Raw genomic sequence first — 13,330 nt, forward strand, 5'->3', positions numbered from 1 at the left:
TCCCCCTCCCCGCGTCTTTTCCACCTACTCTCTCCGCGTCTCCGTGTCTCCCCCTCCCCGCGTCTTTTCCACCTACTCTCTCCGCGTCTCCGTGTCTCCCCCTCTCCGTGTCCTCAATAACCCCCTACTCCCCCACTCTCACCTCTCCCTCTCCACGAGGATCTGCTGCCGCTTCCAACACCCCACTCTCATCCACCACAACTACATTTGCATTTCCCCAACCATCACGCATTTCAACATTATGTCCTCGCTGTTTCAACTCATTCACAGTTGCTTCACTAAACCCTCCTGTTTCCAAAAGTAATCTATCTGGCAACCATTGATGATGAAAACGAGGTGCAGATACAGCTTCGGCAGCATTCATTTGATACTCCAGCACATTTAAAACTACCTGCAACACTGTAGTAATAATTGTACTTCCTCCTGGAGAACCAGTTGCCATAATTAACTTACCATCCTCTGTCACAATAGTAGGAGTCATACTTGACAAAGGGGTTTTTCCTGGAGCGATCGCATTTGCCTCACCTCCCACTAAACCATATAAGTTTGGCACTCCTGGAGCAGCAGCAAAGTCATCCATCTCATTATTTAATAATATTCCTGTACCACTCGCTACTACTCCAGCACCAAAGCTACCATTAATTGTATATGTCATACTAACAACTTTGCGCTCTCGATCTACTACCGTCAAATGAGTAGTATCTGGAGACTCCGAAGTATGACGCTCTAGAGTTTCTGGTGATGCGGGTTGTACTTCAGTGGATGGTTTGACTTGTTCGAGATTAATAGTTTGACGTTGCTGTTGAGCATAACTAGGACTGGTTAATTCTCTGACAGGTACTTGTACAAAATCTGGATCTCCTAAATATTTGGAGCGATCGGCATAAGCAACCCGCATTGCTTCAGTCAGTAAATGAATAGTATCAGGATTTTTATTACCCCACTGTTGCAAGTTAGTTTCGCCGACGATATTTAATATTTGTAGTAGATGAACTCCCCCAGATGATGGTGGCGGCATAGCACAAATTTCCGCTTGTCGAAAGTTGCCACAGATAGGTTGACGCCAAATTGGTTTATAATTTTTTAAATCTTCTAATGTAATTAAACCTCCATTGGCAGCCATATCATTAGCGATCGCTTGAGCAATTTTGCCTGTATAAAAGCTTTGTGGATTTTTCGCAATGGTTTCTAAGGTTTGAGCTTTATCTTTTTGAATTAGTAAATCTCCTGACTGATATGCTTTTCCATCTTTTGTAAATATTTCTCTTGCTGCGGCATTTTTGTTGATTACTTCTAAACGTCTTTCTAATCTATTAACGAAGCGATCGCTTACTTCAAACCCATTTTGAGCATAACTAATAGCTGGTTGTAATAATTCTAACCAAGGTAATTTCCCATAGCTTTGATGAACAGTATATAACCCCGCAACAGTTCCAGGTACTCCTACTGCTAAATGTCCATCTAAACTTGCTCTTTTTTCGATTTCTCCTTGTGAGTTCAGGTACATATTTTGGGTTGCTGCTTTGGGCGCTCTTTCCCGAAAATCTAATGCTTGAATTTTATACTTTTTCTGAGTTTCAGGATTTTCTGGGGGAGTTCCTAATAGCAAGAAACCACCTCCACCAATACCTGCGGAAAATGGTTCTACTACTGAAATAGCGAAGGCTGTAGCAATAGCTGCATCTACTGCATTTCCACCTTTTTGCAGAATTAATTTTCCTGCTTCACTGGCTAAGGGATGAGCTGATACTACTATACTTTGTTTACTGCGTTTTAATTCTGCTATGGGTGTTACAGATTTTGGGGAGTTTTGAGTACATCCAAATAGTGAAATGGAAATAGTGAGACAAGTAGATAAGAGTATTTGGCTTTTAGTTTTAAGTAATGAAATTTGAGGCATTTAGCAAGTATATAAAATTTATTTTTATTTATAGCAGAAAGAAGAAGGAAGAAGGAAGAAGGAAGAAGACCTTTAGTTATCTAGTGCAGAATGGCGGAAATAACTGACCAGTTACAAAATCCTAAAAGTCTTACCAATCAATACTTCTGACTTCTGACTTCTGACTTCTGACTTCCGCGTAGCGGCACTAGGCAATTAGTTATCTACCAGAGAAGGAAAAGGCTTGTGTTATCTGAGTTTTGAGCTTTTGATATGTCAAACACCTTTCTTTCAACTGCTATATTCAATTTTTGACCAAAAAATAAGGTCCCAAGTCTCTCCTTTCAAGGGGATTAAAAAAAATAAGGTTCAATATTTCAATCCCAATACTTCAGGCAAAGGTACTGATAACTGATAACTGATAACTGATAACTGAAATGACCTCTTCTCAATACCAAGACTTTCTTCTGGCATGAGATTTGTAAATTTTTGGCCTAAAGGTTAGCTAAAATGTTTAGCAGAATAGGCCATCTGGTAGAAATCCAGCAGAGCTGTTACGCTTTAAAACAGGAGTTAGTATTATTCCATAATTTTGTTCCTGATTCAACAATTAATAATTAATAATTACTTTTCTTGAAAATTGATGAGATTGATGAAAAGGTTTTTTGGGATTTATTTATTCTTATAAATGGGAGGATTTCAACCTTAATTATAAGGAATAGAGAAGAAGGAAGAGGAAAGAGTATTGTGTTGTCTGAGTTTTAAGTTTTTGATATTTCAAAGATAGTAATATAGCAATATGATTTGAGTTGTGAGATATTGACAACTTTTAGGGAACACCGGAGCTGGGAACAGGGAACAGAGAAGAAGAAAAAAACATATCATATGAATATAATAATTGCTATATTCTATACTTTTAAGTAACATCTCAATTCTCACAACTCATTCCTGATTGCTATAGTAACTGATGTAATATCAATATTTTTTATTTTTCCTCTCTGTTCCGGTGTTCTTGATAACTGAAATTACCGTTTATTTTTAAATATTTCAAGTAAGCATTCAGCTATCAGCTTTATTACCTTTAGTTGACAATTTAAGTTCGTTGTTCTTGTGCTTCAATTCTTTGTTCAAAAATGTAGTAGAAGTTAAGCAAATACTTGGTTCATTCATTTTTATTGCTGTTTGCCCAGCATTCCGCAGGAAGAGCTGACTGCTAATAGCTGTTTGCGCAGCATTCCGTAGGAAATGCTTACTATTTAGAGGTTGTCTGAGAAGTTCAATATGCTACATCTAAGCCCCCTAAATCCCCCAATTTTGGGGGACTTTTAGAAGCAAATTGACTCTTGTACCCCCCAATTTTGGGGGGCTAGGGGGGCAAAATTCAGTATCAAAAAACTTTTCAAATATCCTCTTAACTTAGTGTCTTTTGATAAAATTGAAATTTATTACATAAGCAATGGGAATACATAATCCTGAACGTTTAGGTGAATTGTGGGATAGTACTCGACTAAGTGTTATCCTAGATGAAATTAATAAAATTAGCGATAAAATTGTATTATCGGGTGGATGGGCTTGGCATTTTATGACTCCAGAAAATCATACAGAATTCAAGCACGCTCACGACCATAAAGATGTTGATATTTTTGTTAAACCAGATAATTTTGGTGAATTAATTGCTCAATTGAAACAACAAGAATATGAAAAAACTTGGACAAGGTTCGACCGCTTACCAGGTTCAAATACATTCTCCCGTTATACTAAATTTGTTCCTTTAGCAGGAGAAACTATTAAAGTTATGCTGGATATTTTTGTTGAAGAAGTTCCTACATTGACATCCTCCCGACCCTGAGCTAACGGTACAGCGCGGGATTCCCATCCATCAATCAAACAGACTAAGCTGAAGGAATGACTCAGGGCGGGTTGACACATCATTGGAATCTGCTAGCTTGCCAGTCTGACGTTTCCTCCGTGTCCGTTTAATTGTCTCCGTTTGACCCTCGGCGACTTTATTGAAAAGTGACAGTTGAATCGGATTTTTTGCTACTGTTGCTTTAACTGTTTCAACCTTGGTTATTGGTTGATTAACTGTTTCTAAAGCAGATTGAGTATTAAGAATATTCACTGCTGCATTAATATCTCTATCATGGAACGCCCCACAATTTAAGCAAGTCCACTCACGTTTGCGCAGCATTCCGCAGGAAACATTCAATTCTTTCTTACCGCCTTGAAAACCACAATGAGAACATTTTTGAGAAGTAGGTTCCCACCTAGAAATAACTCTAAACTCACGACCATATTTTTCACATTTAGTCTCAGTTAAAGTCCGGAATTGTCGCCAGCCTAAATCACTAATGGCTTTAGCTAATTTGCGGTTCTTAATCATGCCAGAGACATTCAAATCTTCTAGTACAATTACATCGTATTTGCGAACTAAATCAGTTGATAACTTGTGCAGGAAGTCTGTACGAATATCTTTGACTTTTGCGTGAAGTTTAGCCACTCTAACCTGTGCCTTTTCACGACGTTTACTACCTAGTTCAGTTTGGGCTAATTTACGTTGAAACTTACCTAATTTCTTGAGATTCTTTTTGAGAGGTTTAGGAGCATCAATTTTTTGACCATCACTCAAAGTTGCAAAAGTTGAAATCCCCAAATCAATACCTATTGAGTTTTCACTCTCAGGTAAATATTCAACACAAGTATCTACTACAAAACTAGCAAAATAACGGCCTGCACTATCTTTAATTATAGTCACAGAACTAGGTTGACTAGCTAATGGTCTAGACCAAACTATTTTAATTTTTCCGACTTTGGGAAGATAGATTTTATCTTGACTGACCTGATAATTTTTACCTACAAATCTTGCAGTTTGTCTAGATTTTTTTGACTTAAATTTTGGAGGCTTTACTTTAATCCCTTTTCGTTTCCCAGTACAACTATCAAAGAAGTTTCTGTAAGCTTGGTCTAAATCTTTTAAAGACTGTTGTAATGGAGTAGATGCAACTTCTTTCAACCAAATTAATTCCCTTTTGGCTTGAGTTATGAATTGTTTAGTTAAGTCAACATAGTCAGGTTTCTTTTGCCCATCAGAATATAGTTGATTACAATATGCTAATGTACTATTCCAAACATACCTGCAACAGCCAAATAGTTGATTTAATTTAGTTATTTGTATATGATTAGGATAGATGCGGTATTTGTATCTAGCTTTCAATATTTTTGACCTATTACTAACACCCTCGTAGTTTTATTATACCATGGGTTGGCATTCCCATACGACGCTCCCTTTCAGGAGAGCGCGGGTATAAATGCCAACATTAGATAAAAGTGAATAATTTTTCAGTTGTTGAACCAAAGTTTTTGTTGTCTTTATATGGAATTAAACATAGTAGCGATCGCTGCTTTGCCGTTCAAATTGCCCATCAACTTTTACAACAAGGAATTAATCCTGTGGGGCATCCAGAAATGGCAAATTATCAACCATTTTTATTTCAATGAAAATTAGGATTTCTCACCTCATAATTAATAATTATAGTTAATAATTAATGGTTGAAAAATTTAGGTTTTAAGCTTTCCCTTTTAAGGGAATAAAATCGAAAAAAATATTTTGGTCAATCCCTTATTTTAAGGTTTAATTATTAATTATTAATTATTAATTATTAATTATTAATTATTCATTACTGAATATCCTCATCAAACAATTCTGTCAATTCTGTATCAAAAGTTTGTAGGACATCATTTAATTCAGCCTCTGGACAAGATGTAATTAATACATCAAAAACATCTAGCAACTTAGCGGCAGTCTCTCCCAAAGTTGGACTCATTCCCCAAACATCTTGCACCCAATCTTGAGGACGTTCCTTGTCAAAAATTAACCGTTCTAATAATTGCTTTGCTTCTTCTTTTGATACAGGCATAATCATAATTTGAATCAATGAAATTAATCTCAATAATTGTATAACATAAGGGTAAGCATTCAGCCGTCAGCTATCAGCTATGAGTTATTAACTCATTATCTTGGAAGAAGGAATTAGTAGTCAAGAAGTGAAATATGTTTGCGCAGCATTCTGCAGGAAATGAAATATTTCTGTCCACTAACTTTAGTCTTTGCTTGATTCTCTAAAAAGCTGATAGCTGAATGCTTACACCAATTTTATTTGAGGCTGCACAGAATTATAAATTCATTAACTTCCCTGTCTTTATCTACAGTCAACTCTTAACAATTACCATAATATTTATGAATATACCTAATTGGATTACCTTTTCCCGTCTTCTGGGGATACCTTTAATTCTTTACACTCTGAAAACTCCTACTAATCAGAATCTTTGGATATGTTTAGTAATATTTTTAATTGCTTCAGTTACAGATTTTTTAGATGGTTATTTAGCACGAAAACTTAACCAAGTCAGCGATCTAGGTAAATTTTTAGATCCTTTAGCAGATAAATTATTAGTATTAGCACCTTTATTAGGATTAATTGAATTAGGAAAAGTACCAGTTTGGGGAGTATTTTTAATTCTAGGTAGGGAGTTAACTATAGCTGGTTGGCGCGTTAATCAAACACAAATTTCAGGAGCTAATATTTGGGGAAAATTAAAAACAGTAAGTCAAATTCTTGCTATTTCTTTGTTAATTGCTCCCTTACCTGAAGTTTGGTCAAATCTAGCTATAATTATGTTTTGGATAGCTGTGGCTTTAACGATAATTTCAGGAATAATTTATCTATGGCCTTATAAAGATGTTAGTAATAGTTAAAGAAGATTTTAGGTAGTAGGTTTTAGGTGGTAGGTTTTAGGTGGTAGGTTTTATATATAATATATGTTGGTAATTCTATAATTACTTCAATAGTGTAGCTATGTTAATTTTTGACTTTTAACTTTTAACTTAAAAAGAATGTAGCCATGTTAATTTTTGACTTTTAACTTTTAACTTTTAACTTAAAAAGAGTGTAGCCATATTAATTTTTGACTTTTGACTTTTAACTTAAAATGTTAATTTCTGACTTTTGACTTTTAACTTTTAACTTAAAAAGAGTGTAGCTATGTTAATTTTTGACTTTTGACTTTTGACTTTTAACTTAAAATGTTAATTTCTGACTTTTGACTTTTAACTTTTAACTTAAAATGTTAATTTTTGACTTTTAACTTTTAACTTAAAAAGAGTGTAGCCATGTTAATTTTTGACTTTTAACTTTTAACTTTTAACTTAAAAAGAGTGTAGCCATATTAATTTTTGACTTTTGACTTTTAACTTAAAATGTTAATTTCTGACTTTTGACTTTTAACTTTTAACTTAAAAAGAGTGTAGCTATGTTAATTTTTGACTTTTGACTTTTAACTTAAAATGTTAATTTTTGACTTTTGACTTTTAACTTTTAACTTAAAATGTTAATTTTTGACTTTTGACTTTTAACTTAAAATGTTAATTTTTGACTTTTGACTTTTGACTTTTAACTTAAAATGTTAATTTTTGACTTTTAACTTTTAACTTTTAACTTAAAAAGAGTGTAGCCATATTAATTTTTGACTTTTGACTTTTAACTTTTAACTTAAAATGTTAATTTCTGACTTTTGACTTTTAACTTTTAACTTAAAAAGAGTGTAGCAATGTTAATTTTTGACTTTTGACTTTTGACTTTTGACTTAAAAAAAGAATCCGGTTATATAATATATGTTGATAATTCTATAATTACTTCAATCTCTCTTATTAATTTTTGACTTTTGACTTTTAACTTAAAAATGTTAATTTTTGACTTTTGACTTTTGACTTTTGACTTAAAAATTTTTAACTTTTGACTTAAATAAATGAGTATATTTACACTTCAATCAGTAAAAAAAGACTTTGGCATCAAAGAAGTTTTAAGAGATGCTAACTTCAGTTTAGATGCCAATGATAAAGTTGGTTTAATTGGTACAAATGGTTCGGGAAAATCAACCCTATTAAAAATGATTGCTGGTTTAGAACCTATAGACGGTGGTCAAATTTTGATTAATCAAAATGCCAGAATTATTTATTTGCCACAACAACCAGATTTAGATGAAAATAACACTGTATTAGAACAAGTTTTTTCTGATAGTGGAGAACAAATGTTATTGGTACGAGAATATGAAGAATTATCAGAAAAATTAGCCCATAATCCTGAAGATGATCGACTAATGGCGCGTTTTTCTGAAGTAACTCATGCCATGGATAATACCAATGCTTGGGAATTAGAAACTAAGGCAAAAATTATCCTCAGTAAATTAGGAATTCAAGATTTTGATGCCAAAGTTGGTAACTTATCTGGAGGTTATCGTAAACGTATTGCTTTAGCAGCAGCTTTACTTTCTGACCCTGATGTTTTGTTAATGGATGAGCCAACAAACCATCTAGATGCTATGTCTGTAGAATGGTTACAAAGTTACTTAAATAGTTTTTCTGGAGGAATTTTATTAATTACTCACGACCGTTATTTTCTCGACAAAGTTACTAATAAAATTATCGAAATAGACCGGGGTGACCTTTTTACTTATACTGGAAATTATTCTTACTATTTAGAAAAGAAGGCTTTAGCTGAAGAATCAGTAGTTAGTTCTCAACGTAAACATCAAGGAATATTACGCCGGGAATTAGAATGGTTGAAGCGAGGACCTAAAGCTCGTAGCACTAAACAAAAAGCTAGGATTCAACGCATAGAAGAAATGCAAGGAACTGAGTTTAAACAAGCTTTAGGAAAGGTGGATATTTCTACTCCTGGTCGTCGAATTGGTAAAAAAGTTATTGAGTTAGAAAATGTTTGTAAATCTTACGATAGTAGAACTCTAATTAAAGATTTTACTTATGAATTTATCCCTGAAGATAGAGTGGGAATTATTGGTGGTAATGGAGTGGGAAAATCTACCCTAATGGATATTATTACAGGTAGAGTTAAACCTGATTCTGGGAAGGTAGAAATTGGTGGGACAATACATATAGGATATTTTGACCAACATTCAGAAAATTTGCTAGATGCTATGAATGAAAGTCAACGGGTAATTGATTATATAAAAGATGTGGCAGAGTATGTGGAAACTGCTGATGGTACTCAAATTAGTGCTTCTCAAATGTTGGAAAAATTTCTGTTTCCTGGTAATCAACAATATGCTCCTGTATATAAACTTTCTGGAGGAGAAAAAAGACGATTATTTCTGTTGAGAGTATTGATGAGTGCGCCGAATGTTTTGATTTTGGATGAACCTACTAATGATTTAGATGTACAAACTTTGGCAGTTTTAGAAGAGTATCTAGAAGAGTTTAATGGTTGTGTAATTGTTGTTTCTCACGACCGTTATTTTCTTGACAGGACTGTAGATAGAATTTTTGCTTTTGAAGGAGTAGGAAATTTACGACAGTATCCGGGAAATTATTCTCTTTATATAGATTATAAAGAGGTAGAAGCAGCAACAAAAAAAGCTGTGGCAGTTGCAGAAAAGTCTAAGGAAACTTTAGTTAAACCAAAAAAATCAGAAAGGGTTTCTTGGGATAAGAATAGGCAAAGAAAATTATCGTCAAAAGAAAAGCGAGAATATGAGAACTTGGAGAAAAAAATTGCTCAGTTAGAAGCGGAGAAGGCAAAGACTGAAAATGAACTTTATAATGCACCTCCAGGAGAAGTAAGTGAAGTTCAAAAACTCCATGAAAAAGTAGAAAGTTTAGAAAAAGAAATAGATACTGCCACAGAAAGGTGGTTAGAGTTAGCAGAAATAAATTCTTAGAGGAATAGTTAAACTAATTAATAATTAATAATTAATAATTAATAATTAGGGTTTGCTGAAAAAGTTTTATAAGTGAGGGGAAGAGTCAACCCACCCCTAACCCCTCCCAGGAGCGGAAGTCAGGAGTTATGATAAATGGGAATTATAGAGGAGGTAGTAGGGGAGTGAGGGAGTAGGGGAGTGGGGGAGAAGTAAACATAATAATAATTAACATTAACTTGCTAATTATTAGCAAAAATGCGATTAGGTCAGTATTAATTACTTAATAACTGAAGTGTTGCCTAAATATAGTATTAATACATGAGAATTGGTATAACAATTAATCATTACATCTCCTGAAAGTGGATAGGATGGGCGAAAATTATTTTTTGTCTTTATTTATTCTTTGAGGGCGAAATTCTGTCTTGATAATAAGCAATAAACAAATGAGAGTAAAAACGAAGCCTTTTTTACAAAGAGAAGCTACTGAATTGGGAAAAAGTGGGTCTGGAAAGTCAACTATTGCTAATTTGGTTTGTGGTTTATATGAACCTAAATTAGGAGAAATTTTATTTGATTATATTGCCCGTCGAGAAATTCCTCGCTCGGTCTTAACAAAGTCTGTGTCAATGGTGGCACTGGAACTGGAAGAAGTAGCCGGTGGTAAAGCCTGCAGAATCAAATATAGGAGAAACGGAGAAATCAAAAAAATAGTTGGAACCTGTACTCCTGAGCAGATTGAAGCAGCTAAGTAGTTACTGTGGTTTTGCTGCCTATCTATAAATAGAAATAGGTGCTTCGTCGGTGTATTGCCTACGATAAATTGACTAATACCATTTCTCTGTAACAATGCGCTTAATAATTTTTACCCAGACCTGAATTTTTCAACAAACAACTGTTACCTTTTATTAAGCGCAACTTCATGGAGAAATGGTATAACTACCCTTGCTATTTCTTCGTTTTCCGTTACCTGGCATGGCGGGAGGTTAAAATAAATTGATGATTTCTTCTGAGTAGAGTAATATTTCGGCCATAAGAGGAAAAGGCAATACTCCCTAAAAGCTTGCTACCCCAGTAGCACTTTTTCGGGGTGTTTTTTTGGACTTGTATTTACTTCTCAAAACCCCTTGTACTTCCGGGTGGGCACATCTTCATTCTGAGGGGCTTTATTGCACAAAAGATGATTATTTCTTAACAATTTTTTCCAGCTCACCTTTTAGTTGGTACTAGCTTTGTTGCTCAATAGGAAGTCAGAAGTCATGTCATTTTCTGTATCAATTTACTACTAATAAAAGATTGACGAAAAGAATCTAAATAAGGTTTTAATCTTCTGTCAGTAAATTTAACCATTTTTTCATTCTCTATTTCAACAGTAAAACTACCTTGATTAACTTCAGGATGATTTATGTGCAATTTTATTGCTCGTCCAAGAATAGCAATTCCTCTGCCGATAGATTGTAGTTCTTCTTTGACAAATAGCTTAGTGTAACGAATAGTATTCTCTGAAATTCGGTGAGTAATCATCCAACCTACAACTTGACGATTGTATCTTAAGCCCAAACTATTAATTGGTTCAATAATATCCTCATCACTGAAAGGAGATAAAATATCTGGATACCAAGGTGATTTTTTTTGTAATTCTTGAATAGTTTTTCTTTCCCTTGAAGTTAATTCTCGCCAAGGAAAGATTTCATAACCTTCAGGTAACTTCTTATCTAGATTTAGCCAAGTTAAGTCTTTCAGATTTTTTGGATCTGTTAGACAAATTAACATACGAACTTTAGGCTCAGACCAGCCATTTTTCTGCAATATTTTTTCCAAGGCAATAACAGTTTTATTAGGAATAAAAATCAAATCAATTTGTCGGCAATTTTTTCCCCTTATTTCCGCTTCTAGGGCAACCAATAACTCATTCCCAATACCTTGCCTTCGATATTCTGGTATCACAAACAGAGACAAAACTTCCCCGATATTTTGTTGATAGTCTATTTCTCCTATAGCCAATCCTAATATTTCTCGATCATCTTCCGCACTTATAGCAACGTATCTTGAATCTCGAAGATTATCTAGTAAAGGACGATAACGAGGATAAGTAAGCCTTTGATAATTTTCTTGATTTTGAGAGATTAAACTTGGATTTAATAACCTTAACTTTAACATTTTATTGTATCAGATATCTAAATTATAGCTCTAGTTTACAATCAATCAGTTACTAATTACTTTTTGTATTTAACGTTTGATTTTTTATCTTTGATTAATTTGACGAATTTTATCAACAAACCACACAGGCATACTTCCTATCCATTTGTCTTGAATCACTCCATCTTCTAAAACAACTGCTGTAGGTACTGCCTCTATTCTCAACTTTTTATACAACTCTTGCTCTACTACAGCAACAGGAAAATTTAAAGCATAATTATCTACAAAATCTTGTCCCTCATCCAAATTACTCAGAGCAACTACTCCCGCTACATTAGGTAAATCGTCTTGTCGTTGCAAAAACTTTAATACCTTTAACCAATTCTTACATTGAGGACATTGAGGACTCATAAATACCAAAATTACAGACCCAGACATTAAAGATTTTGAATCTTCTCCCAACCATTCTAATTGCCAAATTTTGTTTTTTTGTAACGGACTAAAATCAATGTAAGGGCGACTTGAATTTTGCATATATTCTAGGGAACCAGCAGCTAAGGCGAAGCTAGTTATAAAAGTTATTAATACTGCCACCCATTGCCATAAAACAGTAACTTGATATTTCCCCAAAAATTCAGCAACAACCAACAGAGAAATATAAATAAAATTGAGGATTAAACTTTGACTAGGAGAGATTTCTAACCAGCCATTATAACAAGCACAATCTTCAGTTTTACCAGTTGATGTACTCCAATATGTAAGAATAGATAAACCAACTAATAATAAAATACTTAAAGGTATTATTACTTTAGGAAAAACTCCTAAAATCAAAGCCATTCCTAAAGCTGATTCAATAGCAATAAAAGCAATAGAAGTAGATACAATTAAGGCTTGATTTAATAAACCAAGTTGAGCAATATGTCGGATAAATTTCCAAGGTTCAATGACTTTAGCAATGCCAGTCAAAAGGAATACAATACCTACGAGAAAAGAAGTTGTAAAAGCTAAGTTTAATAACATGATTAAAGAATAGGGAACAAGGGTACTACTACGTTTTAATTTATATTACCTGTTATTGCCGATTTTTGCACACATACATAGCGCTACGCGCAATTCAAAAGTCAAAAGTCATCCCTGACTAAGTTTGAGTTGTAGGGTGCGTTAGACGGCTTAAATCTAGACTGTGAAAGATATTTAACAATCCGTCGTAACGCACCATTTTAGCTGTGTCAGTCTACTACTTTCTGCCGAAGTTGCTCAAACACCCAACCTCGAAAGACAGAAAAACCTCTTGATAAAAAGAGCGATCGCTCTACTTCAAAAAATCTCTACTTACCTCTAGATAGAGCAGATATTCTGGAAAAGTCTCTGACAAATTTTTGACTATCTATATATATAGGATATATAGGAAAACTGGTAAAAATTCTGGGAGAGGCTTGAGGCTATCGCTCCACAAAGAGAAAATATCTACTTACCTCTAGAAAGAGCGAATATCTGGAAAAGTCTCTGACAAATTTTCCACTACCTATATATAAGAGTGAAATTTTTATCTCCTCAGAAAACTGGCAAAAAGTCTAGGGGAGGCTTGAGGCTATCGCT

10 protein-coding genes are annotated in these 13,330 nt (G+C 34.1%); 5 read left to right on the forward strand and 5 right to left on the reverse strand.

Features of this window, described 5'->3' with window-relative positions:
- Positions 1 to 124 precede the first annotated feature (124 nt).
- Positions 125 to 1,900: a gamma-glutamyltransferase gene (ggt, locus tag F6K54_RS18950; RefSeq protein WP_293080422.1), complete on the reverse strand. Its 1,776-nt coding sequence runs from the start codon at positions 1,898 to 1,900 to the stop codon at positions 125 to 127.
- A gap of 1,435 nt (positions 1,901 to 3,335) precedes the next feature.
- Between ggt and F6K54_RS18955 the strand changes: the two genes are divergently transcribed.
- The gene (locus tag F6K54_RS18955) at positions 3,336 to 3,728 is read left to right on the forward strand and encodes a hypothetical protein (protein ID WP_293080425.1); all 393 of its coding nucleotides are present in this window, start codon (positions 3,336 to 3,338) and stop codon (positions 3,726 to 3,728) included.
- Between the two features lie 30 nt (positions 3,729 to 3,758).
- Here the strand turns inward: F6K54_RS18955 and F6K54_RS18960 are convergent, their stop codons facing one another.
- A complete protein-coding gene (locus F6K54_RS18960) occupies positions 3,759 to 5,093 on the reverse strand; it encodes an RNA-guided endonuclease TnpB family protein (protein WP_293080428.1) in 1,335 nt (444 codons plus the stop codon).
- Positions 5,094 to 5,206: 113 nt separating this feature from the next.
- Between F6K54_RS18960 and F6K54_RS18965 the strand changes: the two genes are divergently transcribed.
- Complete coding sequence (locus tag F6K54_RS18965; RefSeq protein WP_293080431.1) at positions 5,207 to 5,377, forward strand: hypothetical protein; 171 nt, start codon at positions 5,207 to 5,209, stop codon at positions 5,375 to 5,377.
- Between the two features lie 179 nt (positions 5,378 to 5,556).
- On the opposite strand, the gene F6K54_RS18970 is transcribed toward F6K54_RS18965, so the two are convergent.
- Positions 5,557 to 5,802, reverse strand: coding sequence for a hypothetical protein (locus F6K54_RS18970; protein ID WP_366558168.1), 246 nt, complete (start codon positions 5,800 to 5,802; stop codon positions 5,557 to 5,559).
- A 314-nt stretch (positions 5,803 to 6,116) separates the two neighbouring features.
- Between F6K54_RS18970 and pgsA the strand changes: the two genes are divergently transcribed.
- The 3 genes from pgsA (at position 6,117) to F6K54_RS18985 (ending at position 10,347) form a co-directional block, all read left to right on the forward strand.
- Positions 6,117 to 6,635, forward strand: a complete 519-nt coding sequence (gene pgsA, locus F6K54_RS18975; protein WP_293080433.1) for a CDP-diacylglycerol--glycerol-3-phosphate 3-phosphatidyltransferase — start codon at positions 6,117 to 6,119, stop codon at positions 6,633 to 6,635.
- 1,049 nt (positions 6,636 to 7,684) lie between these two features.
- Positions 7,685 to 9,613, forward strand: a complete 1,929-nt coding sequence (locus F6K54_RS18980) for an ABC-F family ATP-binding cassette domain-containing protein (RefSeq protein WP_293080436.1) — start codon at positions 7,685 to 7,687, stop codon at positions 9,611 to 9,613.
- 425 nt (positions 9,614 to 10,038) lie between these two features.
- The gene (locus F6K54_RS18985) at positions 10,039 to 10,347 is read left to right on the forward strand and encodes an ATP-binding cassette domain-containing protein (RefSeq protein WP_293080439.1); all 309 of its coding nucleotides are present in this window, start codon (positions 10,039 to 10,041) and stop codon (positions 10,345 to 10,347) included.
- A gap of 502 nt (positions 10,348 to 10,849) precedes the next feature.
- On the opposite strand, the gene F6K54_RS18990 is transcribed toward F6K54_RS18985, so the two are convergent.
- Both F6K54_RS18990 and F6K54_RS18995 read right to left on the reverse strand, forming a co-directional pair.
- Positions 10,850 to 11,752 carry a GNAT family N-acetyltransferase gene (locus F6K54_RS18990; protein WP_293080441.1) on the reverse strand — a complete coding sequence of 301 codons (903 nt, stop codon included), beginning with the start codon at positions 11,750 to 11,752 and terminating at the stop codon, positions 10,850 to 10,852.
- 84 nt (positions 11,753 to 11,836) lie between these two features.
- Entirely contained in the window at positions 11,837 to 12,751 is a 915-nt protein-coding gene (locus F6K54_RS18995; RefSeq protein WP_293080442.1) for a MauE/DoxX family redox-associated membrane protein, read from the reverse strand.
- Between the last annotated feature and the right edge of the window lie 579 nt (positions 12,752 to 13,330).

The organism is Okeania sp. SIO3B5 (assembly GCF_010692555.1).
Taxonomy (GTDB): domain Bacteria; phylum Cyanobacteriota; class Cyanobacteriia; order Cyanobacteriales; family Microcoleaceae; genus Okeania.

Bases quoted from the DNA above. Each gene is read 5' to 3' on its own strand.
- F6K54_RS18955 (WP_293080425.1), top strand. From the start codon at position 3,336: ATGGGAATACATAATCCTGAACGTTTAGGTGAATTGTGGGATAGTACT.
- F6K54_RS18980 (WP_293080436.1), top strand. From the start codon at position 7,685: ATGAGTATATTTACACTTCAATCAGTAAAAAAAGACTTTGGCATCAAA.
- ggt (WP_293080422.1), bottom strand. From the start codon at position 1,900: ATGCCTCAAATTTCATTACTTAAAACTAAAAGCCAAATACTCTTATCT.
- F6K54_RS18990 (WP_293080441.1), bottom strand. From the start codon at position 11,752: ATGTTAAAGTTAAGGTTATTAAATCCAAGTTTAATCTCTCAAAATCAA.
- pgsA (WP_293080433.1), top strand. From the start codon at position 6,117: ATGAATATACCTAATTGGATTACCTTTTCCCGTCTTCTGGGGATACCT.
- F6K54_RS18995 (WP_293080442.1), bottom strand. From the start codon at position 12,751: ATGTTATTAAACTTAGCTTTTACAACTTCTTTTCTCGTAGGTATTGTA.
- F6K54_RS18985 (WP_293080439.1), top strand. From the start codon at position 10,039: ATGAGAGTAAAAACGAAGCCTTTTTTACAAAGAGAAGCTACTGAATTG.
- F6K54_RS18970 (WP_366558168.1), bottom strand. From the start codon at position 5,802: ATGATTATGCCTGTATCAAAAGAAGAAGCAAAGCAATTATTAGAACGG.